Source organism: Pseudomonas sp. PA27(2017) (assembly GCF_001945445.1).
In the GTDB taxonomy this organism is placed as follows: domain Bacteria; phylum Pseudomonadota; class Gammaproteobacteria; order Pseudomonadales; family Pseudomonadaceae; genus Aquipseudomonas.
The window spans coordinates 179,601-198,921 of the sequence record NZ_MSXW01000022.1 but is presented as its reverse complement, the minus strand read 5'-3'; the positions used below and the strand labels follow the sequence as shown (position 1 = coordinate 198,921).

The window sequence follows — 19,321 nt, the reverse complement described above, 5'->3', positions numbered from 1 at the left end:
CGAGCCGCCAACCCTACTGGAGTTACCATGAGCGACGCCCTGCAACTGATTCTCGAAGACGCCGACGGCACCCAGCTGGAAACCTCGTGCACCCGTTTTGCCGTAATGTGGCAAGGTAAGGAAGTGTGGATTCAGCAGGTCGGCAACGGCCAGCTGATGATCGGCGTTGATGTAGCCGAAGGTGATAGCGAATACGCCAATCTGCTGCTGCGCCCGCTGGCCACCAACCTGGTCAGCCTGGAGCTGGAAATGGAGCCGGCCGATGACGGCGCCGATGACGACCATGTCCATGGTCCGGACTGCAATCACTGAGGAACGCCCATGCTCGCCCTCGGCAAACTGCTCGAACTGACCCTGACCGGCCATGAACCGGCCTCGAAGATCCAGTTGACGCCGCAGGGCACGCGCTTGCGCTGGCTGGCCGAGGGCGCCCTCGAAATTACCCCGGCCTGCGGGCGCGACAACGGCATGGACCTATTGCTGTCCGCGGGCATCCACGGCAACGAGACCGCGCCGATCGAATTACTCGACCGCTTGCTGCGGCGCATCGCTCGCAGCGAGTTGCAGCCGCGCGCACGCGTGCTGCTGCTGTTCGGCAACCCGGCAGCAATGCGCCATGGCGAGCGTTTCGTCGAGCAGGACATCAACCGCCTGTTCAGCGGCCGTCATGAGCTGAGCAGTGGCGGCGAGGCGATGCGCGCCTGCGAACTGGAACACCTGGCGTCGTCGTTCTTCATCGACTCCGGCCGCGAGCGCCTGCATTACGACCTGCACACGGCGATCCGCGCCTCGCGTATCGAGCAATTCGCCCTTTACCCCTGGGCCGAGGGGCGTCGCCAGTCGCGCCGCGAATGCGCGCGCCTGCAGGCCGCCGGTATCGATGCGGTGCTGCTGCAAAGCAAACCCTCGACCACCTTCAGTGCCTATACTTATGCCGAGCTGGGCGCCGAAGCCTTCACCCTCGAACTGGGCAAGGCCAGGCCGTTCGGCCACAATGAGCTGGTCAATCTGGATCGCCTTGAATTGCGTCTGCAGGCGCTGATCGAAGGCAACGAGCCGCCGATCGAAGAGCGCGCCGTCGAGCACCTCAAGCTGTTCGCCTTCGCCCGCGAGCTGATCAAGCACAGCGATGCCTTCGTTCTGCACTTGCCTGCCGACGTGGAGAATTTCACCGAGCTGGAGCCCGGCTATCTGCTCGCCGAAGACCTGGCCAACAGCCGCTGGGTGGTGGAAGAGCAGGGCGCACGAATCATTTTCCCCAACCCTAAAGTCCATAACGGTCAGCGTGCCGGCATCCTGCTGGTGCCCGCTGCCGACTCTTCACTGGAGTGACCGCTTAGAATCTGTTCATGATCTTGCAGCCCAGGCTCGTCGATTTTGGCAGCTAAGTGGCGGTAGCGGTTGGCAGCCACTTGTGGGAACGGGCCATGCCCGTGATTTTGCGGGTATGGCCCGCTCCCGCAGGTAAAAACAGCGATGTCCGCTCCTGCCTCATGACTGCCGCTTCATGCACATCAAGATCATGATCAGGCTCTCGGCAGCGCTGCCAATCCACGTTGTTTACTTGCACAGGAGTGCCCATGCGAATCATCGATCTGCGTAGCGACACCGTGACCCAGCCCTCAGCCGGCATGCGCGAGGCGATGCTGGCCGCCGAACTGGGCGATGACGTGTACGGCGAAGATCCGACCGTCAATCAGCTGGAGCAGCGCCTGGCGCGGGATCTCGGCTTTGCCGCGGCGCTGTTCGTGCCCACCGGCACCATGAGCAACCTGCTTGGCCTGATGGCCCACTGCGAGCGGGGCGACGAATACATCGTCGGTCAGCAGGCGCACACCTATAAATACGAAGGTGGCGGCGCGGCGGTGCTCGGCTCGATACAGCCCCAGCCGCTGGACATGGAACTCGATGGCTCCCTGGATCTTGACCGGGTCGAAGCGGCGATCAAGCAGGACGACTTCCATTTCGCCCGTACCCGTCTGCTGGCCCTGGAAAACACCATGCAGGGCAAGGTGCTGCCGCTGGAGTATCTGGCCGAGGCTCGCGCCTTGACGCACAACAAGGACCTGGCGCTGCATCTGGATGGCGCGCGGCTGTTCAATGCGGCGGTCAGGCAGGGTGTCGACGCGCGGGAAATCACCCGCCATTTCGACTCGGTGTCCGTGTGTCTGTCCAAAGGGCTGGGGGCGCCGGTCGGCTCGGTGCTGTGCGGCAACGAGGCGCTGATCGCCAAGGCGCGCCGCCTGCGCAAGATGGTCGGCGGCGGTATGCGTCAGGCCGGCGTGCTGGCGGCAGCCGGGCTGTACGCGCTGGATCATCAAGTCGAGCGCCTGGTGGAGGATCACGCCAATGCCGATTCCCTGGCGGCCGGCCTGCGCGAGCTGGGCTATTCGGTCGAGCCGGTGCAGACCAACATGGTCTACGTACAGATCGGCGAGCGCGCCTCTGCGCTGAAGGACTTCTGCGCCGAGCGGGGCATCCGCCTGAGCGCCGCGCCACGCCTGCGCATGGTCACGCATCTGGATGTCGATGCCGGCGCCATGGCTCAGGTGATCGAAGCCTTCGCCACCTTCCGCGCCTGAGAAGGCCTGCGTGCAGTGCCAAGCAGTGGCCTGGCAGCTGCGGCCCTGTGTTTTCCGGCCATCGCGCCGCCTGCAAATAATTCAGCCCATGCCCTAGCCGCCGCGGACAAGCCCGATATAATGCGGGCTTTTGCCGGCTCTGCCGTGGCCGCCTGTTTTCCTGGAAATTGCCAATGAAAAGCGCAGAAATCCGTGAAGCTTTCCTGAGCTTCTTCGAAGAGAAGGGGCACACCCGTGTCGCTTCCAGCTCCCTGATTCCGAACAACGACCCCACGTTGCTGTTCACCAACGCCGGCATGAACCAGTTCAAGGACTGCTTCCTGGGCCTGGAAAAGCGCGCCTATACCCGCGCCGCCACCAGCCAGAAGTGCGTGCGCGCCGGTGGCAAGCATAACGACCTTGAAAACGTCGGTTATACCGCGCGTCACCACACCTTCTTCGAAATGCTCGGCAACTTCAGCTTTGGCGACTATTTCAAGCGTGATGCCATCCACTTCGCCTGGGAATTCCTGACCGGCGACAAGTGGCTGAAACTGCCCAAGGACAAGCTCTGGATCACGGTGTACGCCACCGATGACGAGGCCTACGACATCTGGAACAAGGAAGTCGGTGTGCCGGCCGAGCGGATGATCCGCATCGGCGACAACAAGGGCGCGCCGTACGCTTCCGACAACTTCTGGACCATGGGCGATACCGGTCCGTGCGGCCCCTGCACCGAAATTTTCTTCGACCATGGCGAGCACATCTGGGGCGGCCCGCCCGGCAGCCCGGAAGAAGATGGCGACCGTTACATCGAGATCTGGAACAACGTGTTCATGCAGTTCAACCGGACCGCGGACGGCGTGCTGCACCCGCTGCCGGCGCCGAGCGTGGACACCGGCATGGGCCTGGAGCGCATCAGCGCCGTGCTGCAGCACGTCAACTCCAACTACGAGATCGACCTGTTCCAGAGCCTGCTGGCTGCCAGTGCCCAGGCTATCGGCTGCGCCAACAATGGTGACGCGTCGCTGAAAGTGGTGGCGGATCACATTCGCTCCTGCAGCTTCCTGATCGCCGACGGCGTCACGCCGTCCAACGAAGGCCGCGGCTACGTGCTGCGCCGCATCATTCGTCGCGCCTGCCGCCACGGTAACAAGCTGGGCGCCAAGGGCAGCTTCTTCCACAAGATCGTCGCGGCCCTGGCCAGCGAGATGGGCGAAGCCTTCCCTGAGCTGAAACAGCAGCAGGCGCACATCGAGCGCGTGCTGAAAACCGAAGAAGAGCAGTTCGCCAAGACCCTGGAGCAGGGCCTGAAGATCCTCGAGCAGGATCTGGCCGAATTGCAGGGCTCGGTCATCCCGGGCGAAGTGATCTTCAAGCTGTATGACACCTACGGCTTCCCGATGGACCTGACCGGCGATATCGCCCGCGAGCGCGAGCTGACCCTCGACGAGGCCGGCTTCGAGCGTGAGATGGAAGCTCAGCGCGTGCGTGCGCGCTCCGCCAGCTCCTTCGGTGTGGACTACAACAGCCTGGTCAAGGTCGACAAGGACACCCGTTTCCTCGGCTACGGCGCCACGGTTGCCAGTGGCGAACTGCTGGTGCTGCTGCGCGACGGCCAGCCCGTCGACACCCTCAACGAGGGCGAGGAGGGCGTCGTAGTGCTCGACCAGACGCCGTTCTATGCCGAGTCCGGTGGCCAGATCGGTGACTGCGGTTTCCTTGAAGGCCCGGGTGTGCGCTTCGACGTGCGCGACACCACCAAGGTCGGTGGCGCGTGGCTGCACCACGGCGTGGTCAGCAAGGGCAGCCTGAGCGTCGGCGCCACCATCAACGCCGAAGTGGACGCTTCGGTGCGTACCGCCACCGGCCTCAACCACTCGGCTACGCACCTGCTGCATGCCGCGCTGCGCCAGGTACTTGGCGAGCACGTGCAGCAGAAAGGCTCGCTGGTCGACAGCCAGCGCCTGCGTTTCGACTTCAGCCACTTCGAGGCGATCAAGCCTGAGCAGCTCAAAGAGCTGGAAGAGATCGTCAACCGCGAAGTGCGTCGCAACACCCCGGTACAAACCGAGGAGATGGATATCGAGAGCGCCAAGGCCAAGGGCGCCATGGCGCTGTTCGGCGAGAAGTACGGCGACAGCGTGCGTGTGCTGACCATGGGCGACGGCTTCTCGGTCGAGCTGTGCGGTGGCATTCATGCCAACCGTACCGGCGACATCGGCGTGTTCAAGATCGTCAGCGAAGGCGGTGTGGCCGCCGGCGTACGTCGTATCGAGGCAGTCACCGGCGCAGCGGCATTCGCCTACCTGAACGGTGCCGAGGAGCAATTGAAAGAGGCGGCGAGCCTGGTCAAGGGCAGCCGCGACAACCTGCTCGACAAGCTCGCGGCGGTGATCGATCGCAATCGTCAGCTGGAAAAGGAGCTGGAGCAGCTCAAGGCCAAGGCCGCCAGTGCGGCAGGCAGCGACCTGGCCGGTTCGGCCGTGGACGTCAAGGGCGTGAAAACGCTCAGCGCGCGCATCGATGGCCTTGATGGCAAAGGCCTGCTGGCGCTGGTCGATCAACTGAAGAACAAGCTCGGCAGTGCGGTGATCCTGCTCGGCGGCGTGCAGGACGACAAGGTCGTGCTGGTGGCTGGCGTGACCCAGGACCTGACCGCCAAGCTGAAGGCCGGCGACCTGATGAAACAGGCCGCTGCAGCCGTAGGCGGCAAGGGCGGTGGTCGTCCGGACATGGCGCAGGGTGGCGGGGTCGATGTGGCCGCGCTCGATGGCGCCCTGGCGCTGGTCGGCCCGTTCGTCGAACAGGGCCTCTGAGGCCTGTAACTCAAGCGTGACCGCGTCGCCCGCCATGCCCGGCGAACGACGCGGTGGTGTGCGGTGGTGTTGTCTGTTTAATGGGCGCCCTTCACGGGCTGAGGCAGCTTTGAAATGGCTTTGATCGTACAGAAATTCGGCGGTACCTCCGTCGGCACCGTCGAGCGAATCGCGCAGGTCGCCGAGAAGGTGAAGAAATTCCGCGAGAAGGGCGACGATATCGTCGTCGTGGTATCCGCGATGAGCGGCGAGACCAATCGCCTCATCGACCTGGCCAAGCAGATCAGCGATGACCAGCCGATCGCTCGCGAACTCGACGTGATGGTCTCCACCGGTGAGCAGGTGACCATCGCGCTGCTGGCCATGGCGCTGATCAAGCGTGGCGTGCCGGCGGTGTCCTACACCGGCAGCCAGGTGCGCATCCTGACCGACAGCGCGCACACCAAGGCACGTATTCTGAGCATCGACGACACCAATATCCGCGCCGACCTCAAGGCCGGTCGCGTGGTGGTCGTCGCCGGCTTCCAGGGCGTGGATGAGCAGGGCAACATCACCACCCTCGGCCGCGGCGGTTCCGACACCACCGGCGTTGCCCTGGCGGCGGCGCTGAAGGCCGATGAGTGCCAGATCTACACCGATGTCGATGGCGTTTACACCACCGATCCGCGTGTGGTGCCCAAGGCCCAGCGCCTGGAGAAGATCACCTTCGAAGAGATGCTGGAAATGGCCAGTCTCGGTTCGAAGGTGCTGCAAATTCGCTCGGTGGAGTTCGCCGGCAAGTACAACGTCCCGCTGCGCGTTCTGCACAGCTTCCAGGAGGGTCCGGGCACCCTCATTACCCTTGATGAAGAGGAATCCATGGAACAGCCGATCATCTCCGGCATCGCCTTCAATCGCGACGAAGCCAAGCTGACCATCCGTGGCGTGCCTGACCTGCCGGGCGTTGCGTTCAAGATTCTCGGCCCGATCAGCTCCGCCAACATCGAAGTGGACATGATCGTGCAGAATGTCGCGCACGATAACACCACCGACTTCACCTTCACCGTGCACCGCAACGATTACCAGAACGCTCAGCAGGTGCTCGAAGCCACTGCGCGCGAACTCGGTGCTCGCGAAGTGGTCGGAGACGTTAACATCGCCAAGGTGTCCATCGTTGGTGTGGGTATGCGTTCCCATGCCGGTGTGGCCAGCCGTATGTTCGAAGCGCTGGCCAAGGAGAACATCAACATCCAGATGATCTCCACTTCCGAGATCAAGGTCTCGGTGGTCATCGAAGAGAAATATCTGGAATTGGCGGTGCGCGCCCTGCACACTGCGTTCGAACTCGATGCCCCGGCCCGTCAGGGCGACTGAGGCATCCTGCAAAAGGCGCGGCTACCCGCGCCTTTTGTTGTTTTGGTTGGTGTTGGTGGAACTTTCCTTCCGTCCGTACTGGTCAATACTTGAGTGCTGGCCTGTTGCTTTCGCGTCAGGCCGGCGCTTTTCACGTTTGCAGACTTGTTGTCCGAAATTGAATCCGTAAGGAGAAAGGAATGCTGATTCTGACTCGCCGGGTCGGAGAGACCCTGATGGTGGGTGACGAAGTCACCGTCACCGTATTGGGTGTTAAAGGTAATCAGGTGCGGATTGGCGTCAACGCGCCGAAGGAAGTCGCCGTTCACCGCGAAGAGATTTACCAGCGCATCCAGAAAGAGAAGGGCGAAGAACCAAACCATTAATTTTTCTCAAAATTTTGGTTTGCAAACGGGGAAAACATGTTTATCATGCGCCCCGTGTTGCGGAGAGGTGGCCGAGTGGCCGAAGGCGCTCCCCTGCTAAGGGAGTACACCTCAAAAGGGTGTCGGGGGTTCGAATCCCCCCTTCTCCGCCATTATTTGGCAAGCCGGGTTTTACCGGGCTGGCAAACAACCAGAGGTGATCTGGTATAAAAACACCAACGGACTCATAGCTCAGCTGGATAGAGTACTCGGCTACGAACCGAGCGGTCGGAGGTTCGAATCCTCCTGAGTCCGCCATATTGAATGGCTTGCAGCAATGCAGGCCATTTTGTTTCAACCAGCGGTGATCTGGTCTAAAAGCGCCTACGGACTCATAGCTCAGCTGGATAGAGTACTCGGCTACGAACCGAGCGGTCGGAGGTTCGAATCCTCCTGAGTCCGCCATATTGAATGGCTTGCAGCAGTGCAGGGCATTTAGCGTCAACCAGCGGTGATCTGGTCTAAAAGCGCCACACGGACTCATAGCTCAGCTGGATAGAGTACTCGGCTACGAACCGAGCGGTCGGAGGTTCGAATCCTCCTGAGTCCGCCACATCAAAAGGGCCTGCAGCGATGCAGGCCCTTTTTCTTTGCCTGGTGTTTTTGCCTGGGCGCTGTTGCCGTTTCAGCGGCCGTGCGTGAAGCGGTAACAGGCCTCATCGTCTGCCGGTCACGCAGCCTTCTTGGTCGAAGGTGACGGTGCGGCGTTCGCTGTTGTGCTTGCTCGCGTAGTGGTAGGTGGTCTGGCCGTTGCGTGTGCTGATGCGATCAGGCTTGCCCAGGGCGCTTTCCACGTCGCTGCGGGTCATGCCGGCGCGTACCTGCTTTCTGATGATCGCTTCGCGTCTGGCGCTGCCGGTGACGGCATTGTCGCAGCCGTCCTGCTGACCGCCGACCACGGTCAGGGTGCTTTCACTGGCATCGATCCTGGCGGCGTTGCCGGCTCTGTCATCGCTGTTCGGAATTGCGAGCGGAACGGGGGCGCCGCTTCCGGGTCTTGGATTATGGGTGCTTTGTATGTGCTGCTGCTGATGGTCGCTGCAGCCGTGCTGGGAAAAGGTGACGTGGCCATCGGCGTCTTCGCAGCGAAAGACGCTCGAGGCCTGTGAAAGGGTGGGGCAGAGCAGAATGGCGCATACGGCTGCGCCATGCATCCAGCGCATAGGGCTTCCTCCTGGTCGGGTGCTCGCAAGCGTAGGTCATGCCCTTGCGGTTGCCAGGTGTCTTGTGCCGATTTGGTAACGTCGCATCACCGGACTCGTGCCGATGCTCTCAAGAAAATGCTGCAAGCGCTTGTCCTGCCATGCCTTTGTCACGTACGTGGCCGATTGGCATGTTATTATTCGCGCCGTCAGCCCCGCCGGGGCTTGTGGATTCCTTCCATGGACTTACCCAGTAGTAACTCAGAATTCCAAGTGTGCAATCACGTATTGACTGATTGACCCTCGCTGGCGCGCGCCGCCGCTGGGGGCGGAGTGTGCCATGACCGAAGTAGAAGCCAAGAAGCCGCAAGAAAGCCTGCAGGATCGACTCGCTCAGGTCGTCGAACTGTTGCAGCGGCACAGGCTGGTCGAAGACCTGACTCATCGCCAGGAAGGCCCGCACCACGACCGCGTCGAAGGTCTGGTGCATCGGCAGAACCTCACCGAGCTGCAGCGCAAGCTCGACGACCTGCACTCGGCCGACGTCGCTTACATCCTCGAAGCCTTGCCGTTGGAAGACCGCCTGACCATCTGGCAGCTGGTCAAGGCCGATCGCGACGGTGACATTCTTCTTGAAGTGTCCGATGCCGTCCGTGAAACCCTGCTGGCCGATATGGAGGATCACGAGATCCTCGCGGCCGCCAAGGAAATGGACGCCGACGAACTGGCCGACCTGGCCTCCGAGCTGCCGCGCGACGTCGTGCACGAGCTCATGGAAACCCTCGATGCCCAGCAGCGTGAGCGGGTGCGTTCCGCGCTCTCCTACGAGGAGGAGCAGGTCGGTGCGCTGATGGACTTCGAGATGGTCACCATTCGCGAAGACGTCAGCCTCGAAGTGGTGTTGCGCTACCTGCGCCGTCTCAAGGAGTTGCCGGGCCATACCGACAAGCTGTTCGTGGTCGATTACGATGGCGTGCTGAAGGGCGTGCTGTCGATCAAGCGTCTGTTGGTGAACGACCCGGAAAAGCAGGTCGCCGAGGTCATGGCCAATGATCCGGTCAGCTTTCATCCTGATGAAGACGCCTATGACGCCGCCCAGGCGTTCGAGCGTTATGACTTGATTTCCGCGCCCGTGGTCGACAAGAACGGCAAGCTGATCGGCCGTTTGACCATCGATGAGATGGTCGACCTGATTCGTGAGGAGAGCGAAAGCGAAGTCCTCAATATGGCGGGTCTGCGTGAGGAAGAAGATATCTTCGCCTCGGTGTGGAAGTCGGTACGCAACCGCTGGGCCTGGTTGGCCGTCAACCTGATCACCGCATTCATGGCGTCGCGCGTCATCGGCCTGTTCGAAGGCTCCATCGAAAAGCTGGTGGCCTTGGCGGCATTGATGCCGATCGTAGCGGGTATCGGCGGAAACTCGGGTAATCAGACCATCACCATGATCGTGCGGGCCATGGCGCTCGACCAGGTCAGCACCGGCAATACCTCGCGACTGATTCGCAAGGAATTGGGCGTCGCGCTGATCAACGGCCTGGTGTGGGGTGGAGTGATCGGGGTCGTGGCCTATGGGTTGTACGACAGTTGGTCGCTGGGTGTGGTGATGACCGCGGCGATGACGCTCAACCTGCTGCTCGCAGCGCTCATGGGGGTCCTGATTCCCATGACGCTGATGCGCATGGGGCGTGACCCTGCGATGGGCGCCAGTGTGATGATCACCGCGGTTACCGACAGCGGCGGTTTCTTCATCTTCCTGGGGTTGGCCTCGCTGTTCCTGCTTTAGGCGCCCGTTGGCAGCCAACAAAAAAACCGGCCTTTAGCCGGTTTTTTCGTTTCTATGCCGTCGCTCGCGGGGCGCCGCAAGTGGCGTAGGGAGCTTTCTGCGATGGCGCGCTGTGTCAGTCGTCGTTGCCGGCGGCCATCTCTGCATCGTGCGCAATCAGCGCTACCAGGGCGTTCTGCTGGCGACGCGACAGTTGTCGAAAACGTTGCAGCAGCTCGCGCTCGTGCAATGACAGTTCAGGGCTGTCGAGGCTTATGCCGAGCTCATCGTCCAGCGCGCCTTCCTGAAGCATGCTCTGCTCCAGGCGAGCGATGATCTCGGAGTTCATGCTGCGATGGTGTTGGCGAGCCACATCAGCAATGCGCTCGCGCATGCCGTCGGGCAACCGAACGACGAACTTGTCAGCCGTACGGCTGGAGTAGATAGCCTGTTTCATAGGGCGCATACATCAACCAAATTAGTTCAGGGAAACGAAGCTGTAATGGCATATAGCTACGGAATGTCAGAGTTCTGACCATCTTTCGCCCATGCCGTTCAACGACGTCGGCATTTTGTCTGGTGATCGTACTTCTTGCCAGCAGATATTTGACGCCAATTACGTGTCGTATTCTGGACTGGGTACCGGCTTTTTGCCAGCACAACTTGTCGAAATTGATTCTGATTGCGCGCAGCGTCGCATTTCTGGTGGATGGCAGTGGGCCGCCTTTTGCGATATTCACCAAGAATCGAGATAAAAAATGCGTTTTCTATGCACTTGCGCATTAGGTAGCGCCCGTGCAGCGTGAATTGCATATGATCGGCATCCGCTGCAGCCCTGTGTAGCTGGTTAATGCCCTGTGTTTTCTCTTCTCGGCGAGGTGTTTGATGAATGCTGGCAGGCTGATCTACCTGATGGGACCTTCGGGGGCCGGCAAGGACAGCGTGCTACAAGGCCTGCACCCCTATCTTGAGGGGCGTCGCTGCCGCATAGCCCGGCGGGTCATCACCCGTTCAGCCGAAGCGGTGGGTGAACAAGCCATTGCGGTGTTGCCAGACGAGTTCGACGAACGCGAGCGCGCTGGCGATTTCGCCATGGTCTGGCGTGCCAATGGTTTGGCTTACGGTATTCCCAGAGAAATAGACGGGTGGCTCGCGGACGATTGCCAAGTGATCGTCAATGGCTCGCGGAGCTATCTGGAAGAGGCTCGCCGAAGGTATCCCGATCTGCTTGCCGTTCTGTTGGAAGTCGAACCCGCCATTCTCAGGCAAAGATTACTTGCGCGAGCCCGGGAAGATGCCGTTCAGATCGAAGCGCGATTGATACGTGGCGCCGAGCTGGCTGGCAGTGCCCTCCTGCAAGGTGACGAGCGCATCGTCCGGCTCGATAACTCCGGCAGTCTCGATAACGCCGTGCAGCGGTTACTCCAGCTCATCGACAGCCGATAGCTGGCTCGAGCGAAGAGTGATCGTGCCCTAGCGCAGGATAGGGTCGAACTTGACCCGCTTGCCGATCAGCAGGGCAACGGCCAGGGCGACACTGCTCATCGTCAGGGTGACCTTGGCGGTGGATGTGAGCCACGTCGCCTGATCGGGCAAGGCAAGCAGAGCGCCTGATAGAACCGCGATCAGCAGAAACAATACAGCTGGTTTAGACATCATGCTCTCCTCGCGCGGCAGGGTTGCCTCTAGAAAAAAGGGTCGTGGGGACCATTGTGATCATCATTGGAGTGTTGGGGTGGAGCTCTATCCGAGAGTCCATCGATCAGCCAGATGGCTGTACAGGTGATGGTTGCCAGTAGCAGCACGAAACCTGGGAAAAATACGCTCCACATGATCAGGCACTCAGAATGTGAAGCGCTGTTGTGGACGTGGCTCCCACTCACCGGTGGTCAGCGGCTTGGCAGCAAATTGACCAGGCTCGACTTTGGTGGCGTGTTGAAATTGCACCGGAGTGGCGCGCATCTGCTGAACCAGCTGCATGGCGGTCGCCTGTTGCTGGTTGTTCTGGAAATTGGCGAATGCGGCGCCTGCAAGCAGGGTCAGGGCAATGGCAGTGGCCAGGGCGATGAGGCTGTTCATGGGGTGGGTTCTCGCATTCGAATTCTATGCGAGTGAGATAGCAGTTCCCGTGCCAGGAATTTATTCAAAAAAAATCTTTTAAAATCAATTACTTAGTTTCAGATATCTTGCGCTTTTCCGTGCATGTTGCAAGGTGCCTGAGTTGTTGTATTGCAAAATGCACGGCGACTCTCGCGAGTCAATCCAGAGGCAATTCAGTAGTGCGCTTGACTTCGCTCATCGCGATGCCGGAATGGGCCTCCTGCACATGGGGCCGCTGCAGCAATTGATCACGCAGAAAACGCTCGTAACTGGCGATATCCCGCGCCACGACCTTGAGCAGATAGTCCGAGCTACCTGCCATGGTGTAGCACTCGATGACCTCGGGATAACCGGCAATCGCACGCTCGAACTCATCCAGATTGCTACGCCCATGGGCGGACAATTTGATGCTGACGAACACCGTGATGGTGAAACCGAGCCGCTTGTGGCTGAGTAACGCTACCTTGCGCTCGATGAAGCCTTCTTCCTGCAGGCGATTGATACGGCGCCAGCAAGGCGACTGGGACAGTTCGACCTTCTTGGCGATTTCCGCGGCGCTGAGGTCAGCATTGCGCTGCATGAGACGAAGGATTCGGCGGTCGATGGCGCTTAGGGAGTCATGCATGTTCGTTTCCGATTTGTGATTATTTTCGAAACGTTCATGCGCAGTATTGGCGTTGACGGCATAAATGGGAAAGAAAAAATTGCCACGCTCCGGTCTATGCTTAAGGCAGTCATCCTCACAGTGATCCTGGTGGATGCAACAGGCAGGTGATTAACCGTGTCACCTGACAGGTCGCTATAAAAACAACAGGAGCGCCGACTTATGTCTCTGGCCGAAATTCGTCTGGACGACAAATACCGTCTCGCGACGGGCCATTTGTACCTCACCGGCACCCAGGCGCTGACCCGCCTGCCCATGCTGCAAAAGCAGCGCGACGCCGCTGCCGGGCTGAACACCGCATGCTTCATTTCAGGCTACCGCGGATCGCCTCTGGGCGGCCTCGACAAAAGCCTTTGGGAGGCTCGCGAATTTCTGCAGCAGAACGCCATTCATTTCCAGCCCGGCGTCAATGAGGAACTCGGCGCTACGGCGGTGTGGGGCAGCCAGCAGACCAACCTGTTTCCAGGCGCGCGCTACGATGGCGTGTTCGCCATGTGGTACGGCAAGGGCCCCGGTGTCGATCGCAGCGGCGACGTGTTCAAGCACGGCAACTCGGCCGGCGTATCGCCACACGGCGGTGTGCTGGTGCTGGCAGGTGATGACCACGGCTGCAAGTCCTCGACCATCGCCCATCAGAGCGAGCACGCCTTCATCGCCGCTTCCATGCCGGTGCTCAACCCGGCCAACGTTCAGGAAATCCTCGACTACGGCATCATCGGCTGGGAGCTGTCGCGTTACAGCGGCTGCTGGGTGGCGCTGAAGACCATCGCCGAGAATGTCGATTCTTCCGCGGTGGTGGATGTCGATCCGCAGCGCATCAAGGTCGTGATCCCCGATGATTTCGCCTTGCCCGAGGACGGCGTGCACATTCGCTGGCCGGATCCACCCCTGGCCCAGGAGAAGCGCCTCAACGTCTACAAGATTTACGCGGCCCGCGCGTTCGCCCATGCCAACGGCTTGAACAAGGTGATGCTCGATTCGCCCAATCCGCGCTTGGGGATCATTACGACCGGTAAATCCTATCTCGACGTACGCCAGGCACTGGATGACCTGGGCCTGGACGAAGCGCTATGCGCACAGATCGGGCTGCGGGTATTGAAAATCGGCATGAGCTGGCCGCTGGAGCCGGTTTCCGTGCATGGCTTTGCCGAAGGCCTGGACGAGATTCTGGTCGTCGAGGAAAAACGCAGCATCATCGAGGATCAACTGACCGGGCAGCTCTACAACTGGCCTGTCGGTAAACGGCCCAGGGTGGTCGGTGAATTCGACGAGCATGGCCAGTCGCTGTTGCCCAACCTGGGCGAGCTGACCCCGGCGATGATCGCCCGCGTGATTGCCCGGCGCCTGGCGCCGATCTACAACAGTGCAGTCATCGAAGCGCGACTCGGCTTTCTCGATGCCAAGGAAAAAGCCCTGGCGGCGCGCAGTTACAACACCGTGCGCACACCGCATTTCTGCTCGGGCTGCCCGCATAACAGCTCGACCAAGGTGCCTGAGGGTAGCCGCGCAATGGGCGGTATCGGTTGTCACTACATGACCCAGTGGATGAACCGCAGCACCGATACCTTTACCCAGATGGGCGGCGAAGGGGTGACCTGGATCGGTCAGGCGCCGTTCACCGATACGCCCCATGTGTTCCAGAATCTGGGCGACGGGACCTACTTCCATTCCGGGCACCTGGCACTGCGGGCTGCCGTAGCCGCTGGCGTGAACATCACCTACAAGATTCTCTACAACGATGCGGTGGCCATGACCGGCGGCCAGCCCGTGGATGGCGAGTTGCGGGTCGACCAGTTGAGCCAGCAGGTCTTCGCCGAAGGGGTCAAGCGCATCGCGGTAGTCAGTGACGAGCCGGACAAGTACCCGAGTCGCTCCAGCTTCGCGCCGATCACCAGTTTCCATCATCGCCGCGAACTCGACGCGGTGCAGCGCGAGTTACGTGACTTCAAGGGCGTGTCGGTGATCATCTACGATCAGACCTGTGCGACCGAAAAACGTCGACGCCGCAAGCGCGGCAAGCTGGTCGATCCGGCGCGGCGGGCGTTCATCAACTCCGCGGTGTGCGAAGGCTGTGGCGACTGTAGCGTGAAATCCAACTGCCTGTCGGTGCTGCCGCTGGAAACCGAACTGGGGCGCAAGCGGGAAATCGACCAGAACGCCTGCAACAAGGATTTCAGCTGCCTCGATGGCTTCTGCCCCAGTTTCGTCACCGTGCACGGCGGTCAGCTGCGTCAGCCCCAGGCGCTCGGTGCCGGGGCGCTGTTCGTGGCCTTGCCGGAGCCGCGCCAGCCCGCCCTTGACAGGCCCTGGAACATCCTTCTGCCCGGCGTCGGCGGCAGTGGGGTGACCACCGTGGGCGCTCTATTGGGTATGGCGGCGCATCTGGAGAGCAAGGGGTGCACGGTGCTCGATCAGGCCGGCCTGGCGCAGAAGTTCGGGCCGGTGAACACCCATGTGCGCATCGCCGCCCGGCAGGACGACATCTACGCCGTGCGGATCGCCGCGGGGGAAGCCGACCTGCTGATCGGTTGCGACCTGGTGGTGGCGGCCGGCGAAGACGCGCTGGCCAAGCTCAATGAGAAGGTCTCTCACGCGGTCATCAACGACCACGAAGCCGCTACGGCGGAATTCACCCGTAATCCCGACGCCCAGGTGCCGGGGCCTGCGATGCGCCAGGCGCTGGTCGACGCGGTAGGGGCCGAGAAAACCTGGTTCGTCGATGCAACGCATCTGGCGACCCGCCTGCTCGGCGACAGCATCGCCACCAACCTGTTCATGCTCGGTTATGCCTATCAAAAGGGGCTGGTGCCGATCAGCGCACAGGCCATCGACAAGGCCATCGAGTTGAATAACGTGGCGGTCGAGTTCAACCAGCAGGCCTTCCTGTGGGGGCGGCGTGCCGCCTACGATTCTGCCGCCATCGAGCGTCTGGTTCGCCCGCAGGGAGATGACAGCAAGCGCTGCAGCACGCTCGATGAAGTCATCGAAGACCGCGTCGCACGGCTGACTGCCTATCAGAATGCCCGCTATGCCGACCGCTACCGCCAATTGGTCGGCCGCGTTCGCGCACGCGACAGTGAGCCGGGACAGCGCCTGACCGAAGCCGTGGCGCGCTATTACTTCAAGCTGCTGGCCTACAAGGACGAGTACGAGGTGGCACGGCTATACAGCGACGCGGCGTTCGGCGAAGCGCTGCACGCTCAGTTCCAGGGCGATTTCCGTCTGCAGTTCCACTTGGCGCCGTCCTGGCTCAGCCGTACCGATCCGGTAACCGGAGAGCCCCGCAAGCGCAGCTTCGGTCCGTGGATGCTCAATGCCTTCAAGTTGCTGGCCAAACTGCGCGTACTGCGTGGTACCTGGCTGGACCCGTTCGCGCGCAGTGAGGAGCGCAAACTGGAACAGGCCTTGATCGAAGACTACGAGCGCAGTGTTGGTCAGTTGCTGGAGTCGCTCGGTACGGGTCACTACGAGACAGCACTGGCCATTGCCGAGCTTCCCGAGCAGATTCGTGGCTACGGGCATGTCAAGGAAAAAGCGGTAGAGCGTGCGCGCATGCATGAGCGACAACTGCAGGAAAGGCTCAAGGCCGGCCAGGCAGTGGTCGTGAAACTATTCGAGCCGGCTGCCTGATCGAGCGTGGCGACATGACAAATCCGTTTGCGCTGGTTAACATGCCGCCCGGCGCCCAAACAGGCCGTTGAAAAACGTAGGCGAGGCAGACAGCGCAAGGCAAAAACATGCGAAAAAGCGGAGTGTACAAGTAGTACATGAGCATTTTGAGCCTGTTTTTAACGCCGCGATGGCAACGCAGCTAGTTTTTCAACAGCCTGCCAAGGGCGCCGGATCAATTGGGTCTCCTTAGTTCAACGGATAGAATAAGCCCCTCCTAAGGGCTAGATGCTGGTTCGATTCCAGCAGGGGACGCCATGATCCGCACGCCTCGATCCTAGCATCGGTCGTGGCAACGGTTTGCGTTAGCCTGAAAAAGAGAAAACGCCGAGAGCCAATTCCGACGTCGCTTGCGACCACCCGTAAGGGAGTGTCGTCAGGAATGGCAGGCAAAAAAAGACCCGGCAAAAAGCCGGGTCAATAACCGTGATTAGCCTGATGAGGAGATAAACTGGAAGCATCCGACCAGGAAGCATTCAGGTTATCCAACCAGCCTCGCGGCTGGTGATGTAGATAGTAGTCATTCTCGATTATTAGTCAATAAAAATAATTCTCATTTCTCACCTCCTGCTGGTATTGATTTTTTGTGTCTTGAAAATCAGCGACTTGCATGGTGACAAAATCTCTTTCACGCATGTCATCTTCACTGCACTCGGGCTACGCTAGGGGCAACCTCCAGGTTTGGTGAGCGACATGACCGAAGATTCCCCCGACACTTCTCCGCTGAGCGCTGCTGAAACGCGCATTCTGGGTTGCCTGATCGAAAAGCAGGCCACGACGCCCGAGGCCTATCCGCTGACGCTCAATGCGCTGGTGCTCGCCTGCAACCAGAAAACCAGCCGTGACCCATTGATGAACCTGACCCAGGGTGCAGTAGGGCAGGGGCTGCGAAGCCTGGAAGAGCGGGGCTTCGTGAAGCTGGTAATGGGCAGCCGAGCCGATCGCTGGGAGCATCGAATCGACAAGGCGCTCGAGTTGGTGGCCCCGCAGGTGACTTTGCTTGGCCTGCTGTTGCTGCGTGGGCCGCAGACGACCGGCGAACTGCTGGCGCGAAGCGGTCGCCAGTACGAGTTCGACGACGCTCAGCAGGTGCAGCACCATCTCGAGCGAATGATCGGCCGGCAGCTCGTGGCTCAGGTCGGCCGCCAAGCGGGGCAGCGCGAGGATCGTTACGCGCAGCTACTCGGTGACCCCGAGCAAACTCAGGCCCAGCTCCAAGAGCGGGCGCAGCGCACTGAACCGTCGACGGGTGATTCCACGCAGCGCCTGGAAGCCCTCGAAGCCCGTATAAGTGCGTTGGAAGCGCGGCTGGCGATGCTGGAAAGCAACGCTGGCGAATGAGCATTTTTGCATTTGTTTGCAGAGCCGCTGGAATCAGTGAACTGTGCCCGACGCGCACCATCCATATGGCACAGCGGCAGCCCAGTAGCCTTGGATGAAAGGTGACTTGCCTGGTCGCCCGTCGAACATAGGCCTGCTCTCGGAGCCGGTACAAGGAGTCGTTGCAGTCCAATGCGCTTGATCTGGAAGTCCTTCAGTTCCCTTTATATCGCCACCGTCCTGATGCTGCTGGGTTCCGGCTTGCTGAGCACCTACTTGGCGTTGCGCCTGGCCGAGTCCGGAGAGGGCGTATGGGCCGGTGCGTTGATGGCGGCCAATTATTTCGGCCTGGTGCTGGGCGGCAAGATCGGCCATCGGCTGATCGCCCGCGTGGGGCATATTCGAGCTTACGTGGCCTGTGCCGGTGTCGTGACCGCGGCAGTATTGGGCCACGGCCTGCTCGACTGGTTGCCGGCATGGCTGGTGCTGCGCGTGTTGGTCGGCCTGGGGATGATGTGTCAGTACATGGTGATCGAGAGCTGGCTCAACGAGCAGGCTGAGACCAAGCAGCGTGGCCTGGTGTTCGCCGGCTATATGGCGGCTTCCTACCTAGGCCTGGTACTCGGCCAACTGGTGCTGGTGGTGCATCCGACACTGGGGCTGGAGCTGTTGATGCTGGTGGCCCTGTCATTCGCCTTGTGCCTTGTGCCAGTGGCGCTGACCCGTCGTCTGCACCCGGCGCCCCTGCGACCTGCACCATTGGAAATGCGCTTCTTCTTTCGCCGCGTGCCGTTGTCACTGACCACCATCGGCGTCGCAGGCCTGATGATCGGTTCCTTTTACGGTCTGGCGCCGCTGTATGCGGCAGAAATGGGGCTGGCCACCGAGCAGATCGGTATCTTCATGGGCTGTTGCATTCTCGCCGGCCTGGTCGTGCAAGCGCCGCTGGGCTGGCTCTCGGACCGCTTCGACCGGGTCAAGTTGATCCGCGGCATGTCGGCTGCACTGCTGCTGGTGGCTTCACCCCTGGCCGTTCTCTCCGAAGCGCCCCTGTTGCTGCTGATCTCGGTCGGCTTCATCGTCAGCATGTTGCAATTCAGCCTGTATCCATTGGCCGTGGCATTCGCCAACGACCACGTGGAGACTGATCGGCGCGTGTCGCTTACCGCCATGCTGTTGGTCACGTTCGGGGTGGGTGCCTGTATCGGTCCACTGCTGGTCGGCGTACTGATGCGTTTCTTCGGGGCCAACATGCTGTACGCGTTCTTCTGCCTGTGCGGGCTGTTCCTGGTCTGGCGCGTTCGTTCGAACATCGTCACCCACCTGCACCAGGTCGACGACGCACCGCTGCATCACGTGGCCATGCCGGTGAACATGACCGCTTCACCACTGGTGGCGGCGCTTGACCCGCGTGTCGATGAGCAGGTGGTGCAGGAACAGATGCAGGAGCCTGTAGTGAGCGAGTCGGACAACACTGAAAGCCAGACTGAGAGCTCGCAACCGTCGGCCTCCACGCCACCGGCGTGA

General features: G+C 61.0%; 16 protein-coding genes and 5 tRNA genes. 16 read left to right on the top strand and 5 right to left on the bottom strand.

Annotated features, from left to right (window positions below):
• Nucleotides 1–27 precede the first annotated feature (27 nt).
• The 10 genes from BVH06_RS12015 (at nucleotide 28) to BVH06_RS11970 (ending at nucleotide 7,690) form a co-directional block, all read left to right on the top strand.
• Nucleotides 28–312: a hypothetical protein gene (locus BVH06_RS12015; RefSeq protein ID WP_013792219.1), complete on the top strand. Its 285-nt coding sequence runs from the start codon at nucleotides 28–30 to the stop codon at nucleotides 310–312.
• A 9-nt stretch (nucleotides 313–321) separates the two neighbouring features.
• Nucleotides 322–1,332: a succinylglutamate desuccinylase gene (astE, locus tag BVH06_RS12010; protein ID WP_075934212.1), complete on the top strand. Its 1,011-nt coding sequence runs from the start codon at nucleotides 322–324 to the stop codon at nucleotides 1,330–1,332.
• Nucleotides 1,333–1,580: 248 nt separating this feature from the next.
• Nucleotides 1,581–2,582, top strand: coding sequence for a low-specificity L-threonine aldolase (gene ltaE, locus BVH06_RS12005; RefSeq protein ID WP_075934211.1), 1,002 nt, complete (start codon nucleotides 1,581–1,583; stop codon nucleotides 2,580–2,582).
• Nucleotides 2,583–2,755: 173 nt separating this feature from the next.
• Nucleotides 2,756–5,380 (top strand): alanine--tRNA ligase, encoded by a 2,625-nt coding sequence (gene alaS / locus BVH06_RS12000; RefSeq protein WP_075934210.1) that lies wholly within the window; start codon nucleotides 2,756–2,758, stop codon nucleotides 5,378–5,380.
• Nucleotides 5,381–5,494: 114 nt separating this feature from the next.
• Nucleotides 5,495–6,733 (top strand): aspartate kinase, encoded by a 1,239-nt coding sequence (locus tag BVH06_RS11995; protein ID WP_013792215.1) that lies wholly within the window; start codon nucleotides 5,495–5,497, stop codon nucleotides 6,731–6,733.
• 179 nt (nucleotides 6,734–6,912) lie between these two features.
• Nucleotides 6,913–7,098 carry a carbon storage regulator CsrA gene (gene csrA, locus BVH06_RS11990; RefSeq protein WP_013792214.1) on the top strand — a complete coding sequence of 62 codons (186 nt, stop codon included), beginning with the start codon at nucleotides 6,913–6,915 and terminating at the stop codon, nucleotides 7,096–7,098.
• A 61-nt stretch (nucleotides 7,099–7,159) separates the two neighbouring features.
• Nucleotides 7,160–7,250, top strand: a tRNA-Ser gene (locus tag BVH06_RS11985).
• A 68-nt stretch (nucleotides 7,251–7,318) separates the two neighbouring features.
• Nucleotides 7,319–7,395, top strand: a tRNA-Arg gene (locus BVH06_RS11980).
• 70 nt (nucleotides 7,396–7,465) lie between these two features.
• Nucleotides 7,466–7,542 (top strand) — tRNA-Arg (locus BVH06_RS11975).
• A gap of 71 nt (nucleotides 7,543–7,613) precedes the next feature.
• Nucleotides 7,614–7,690 (top strand) — tRNA-Arg (locus BVH06_RS11970).
• A 103-nt stretch (nucleotides 7,691–7,793) separates the two neighbouring features.
• Here the strand turns inward: BVH06_RS11970 and BVH06_RS11965 are convergent.
• Nucleotides 7,794–8,300: a DUF4124 domain-containing protein gene (locus BVH06_RS11965; protein ID WP_075934209.1), complete on the bottom strand. Its 507-nt coding sequence runs from the start codon at nucleotides 8,298–8,300 to the stop codon at nucleotides 7,794–7,796.
• Between the two features lie 319 nt (nucleotides 8,301–8,619).
• Here BVH06_RS11965 and mgtE point away from each other — a divergent pair, with 319 nt between their 5' ends.
• A complete protein-coding gene (mgtE, locus tag BVH06_RS11960) occupies nucleotides 8,620–10,062 on the top strand; it encodes a magnesium transporter (protein ID WP_075931097.1) in 1,443 nt (480 codons plus the stop codon).
• Between the two features lie 115 nt (nucleotides 10,063–10,177).
• On the opposite strand, the gene BVH06_RS11955 is transcribed toward mgtE, so the two are convergent.
• Nucleotides 10,178–10,507 (bottom strand): Arc family DNA-binding protein, encoded by a 330-nt coding sequence (locus tag BVH06_RS11955; RefSeq protein WP_073264256.1) that lies wholly within the window; start codon nucleotides 10,505–10,507, stop codon nucleotides 10,178–10,180.
• 419 nt (nucleotides 10,508–10,926) lie between these two features.
• Between BVH06_RS11955 and phnN the strand changes: the two genes are divergently transcribed.
• A complete protein-coding gene (gene phnN, locus BVH06_RS11950) occupies nucleotides 10,927–11,487 on the top strand; it encodes a phosphonate metabolism protein/1,5-bisphosphokinase (PRPP-forming) PhnN (RefSeq protein WP_075934208.1) in 561 nt (186 codons plus the stop codon).
• Between the two features lie 27 nt (nucleotides 11,488–11,514).
• On the opposite strand, the gene BVH06_RS25395 is transcribed toward phnN, so the two are convergent.
• The 3 genes from BVH06_RS25395 to BVH06_RS11940 form a co-directional block, all read right to left on the bottom strand.
• Nucleotides 11,515–11,697: a PA3371 family protein gene (locus tag BVH06_RS25395; RefSeq protein ID WP_139315626.1), complete on the bottom strand. Its 183-nt coding sequence runs from the start codon at nucleotides 11,695–11,697 to the stop codon at nucleotides 11,515–11,517.
• A gap of 186 nt (nucleotides 11,698–11,883) precedes the next feature.
• Nucleotides 11,884–12,120 (bottom strand): hypothetical protein, encoded by a 237-nt coding sequence (locus tag BVH06_RS11945; protein WP_075931094.1) that lies wholly within the window; start codon nucleotides 12,118–12,120, stop codon nucleotides 11,884–11,886.
• Between the two features lie 178 nt (nucleotides 12,121–12,298).
• The gene (locus BVH06_RS11940; protein WP_075931093.1) at nucleotides 12,299–12,766 is read right to left on the bottom strand and encodes an Lrp/AsnC family transcriptional regulator; all 468 of its coding nucleotides are present in this window, start codon (nucleotides 12,764–12,766) and stop codon (nucleotides 12,299–12,301) included.
• Between the two features lie 201 nt (nucleotides 12,767–12,967).
• Between BVH06_RS11940 and BVH06_RS11935 the strand changes: the two genes are divergently transcribed.
• The 4 genes from BVH06_RS11935 to BVH06_RS11920 all read left to right on the top strand — a co-directional run bounded on the left by BVH06_RS11935 (nucleotide 12,968) and on the right by BVH06_RS11920 (nucleotide 19,321).
• Nucleotides 12,968–16,435, top strand: coding sequence for an indolepyruvate ferredoxin oxidoreductase family protein (locus tag BVH06_RS11935; RefSeq protein ID WP_075934207.1), 3,468 nt, complete (start codon nucleotides 12,968–12,970; stop codon nucleotides 16,433–16,435).
• Nucleotides 16,436–16,657: 222 nt separating this feature from the next.
• Nucleotides 16,658–16,732, top strand: a tRNA-Arg gene (locus tag BVH06_RS11930).
• A 426-nt stretch (nucleotides 16,733–17,158) separates the two neighbouring features.
• Nucleotides 17,159–17,815, top strand: a complete 657-nt coding sequence (locus tag BVH06_RS11925) for a YceH family protein (protein ID WP_371915286.1) — start codon at nucleotides 17,159–17,161, stop codon at nucleotides 17,813–17,815.
• 171 nt (nucleotides 17,816–17,986) lie between these two features.
• A complete protein-coding gene (locus BVH06_RS11920; RefSeq protein WP_075931090.1) occupies nucleotides 17,987–19,321 on the top strand; it encodes an MFS transporter in 1,335 nt (444 codons plus the stop codon).

Excerpts from the sequence above, each read along its gene's own strand:
- BVH06_RS25395 (WP_139315626.1), bottom strand. The coding sequence starts at position 11,697 with ATGTCTAAACCAGCTGTATTGTTTCTGCTGATCGCGGTTCTATCAGGC.
- alaS (WP_075934210.1), top strand. The coding sequence starts at position 2,756 with ATGAAAAGCGCAGAAATCCGTGAAGCTTTCCTGAGCTTCTTCGAAGAG.
- BVH06_RS11965 (WP_075934209.1), bottom strand. The coding sequence starts at position 8,300 with ATGCGCTGGATGCATGGCGCAGCCGTATGCGCCATTCTGCTCTGCCCC.
- BVH06_RS11940 (WP_075931093.1), bottom strand. The coding sequence starts at position 12,766 with ATGCATGACTCCCTAAGCGCCATCGACCGCCGAATCCTTCGTCTCATG.
- astE (WP_075934212.1), top strand. The coding sequence starts at position 322 with ATGCTCGCCCTCGGCAAACTGCTCGAACTGACCCTGACCGGCCATGAA.
- BVH06_RS11955 (WP_073264256.1), bottom strand. The coding sequence starts at position 10,507 with ATGCGCCCTATGAAACAGGCTATCTACTCCAGCCGTACGGCTGACAAG.
- mgtE (WP_075931097.1), top strand. The coding sequence starts at position 8,620 with ATGACCGAAGTAGAAGCCAAGAAGCCGCAAGAAAGCCTGCAGGATCGA.
- BVH06_RS11995 (WP_013792215.1), top strand. The coding sequence starts at position 5,495 with ATGGCTTTGATCGTACAGAAATTCGGCGGTACCTCCGTCGGCACCGTC.
- BVH06_RS11935 (WP_075934207.1), top strand. The coding sequence starts at position 12,968 with ATGTCTCTGGCCGAAATTCGTCTGGACGACAAATACCGTCTCGCGACG.
- csrA (WP_013792214.1), top strand. The coding sequence starts at position 6,913 with ATGCTGATTCTGACTCGCCGGGTCGGAGAGACCCTGATGGTGGGTGAC.
- BVH06_RS11945 (WP_075931094.1), bottom strand. The coding sequence starts at position 12,120 with ATGAACAGCCTCATCGCCCTGGCCACTGCCATTGCCCTGACCCTGCTT.
- BVH06_RS12015 (WP_013792219.1), top strand. The coding sequence starts at position 28 with ATGAGCGACGCCCTGCAACTGATTCTCGAAGACGCCGACGGCACCCAG.
- phnN (WP_075934208.1), top strand. The coding sequence starts at position 10,927 with ATGAATGCTGGCAGGCTGATCTACCTGATGGGACCTTCGGGGGCCGGC.
- ltaE (WP_075934211.1), top strand. The coding sequence starts at position 1,581 with ATGCGAATCATCGATCTGCGTAGCGACACCGTGACCCAGCCCTCAGCC.
- BVH06_RS11920 (WP_075931090.1), top strand. The coding sequence starts at position 17,987 with ATGCGCTTGATCTGGAAGTCCTTCAGTTCCCTTTATATCGCCACCGTC.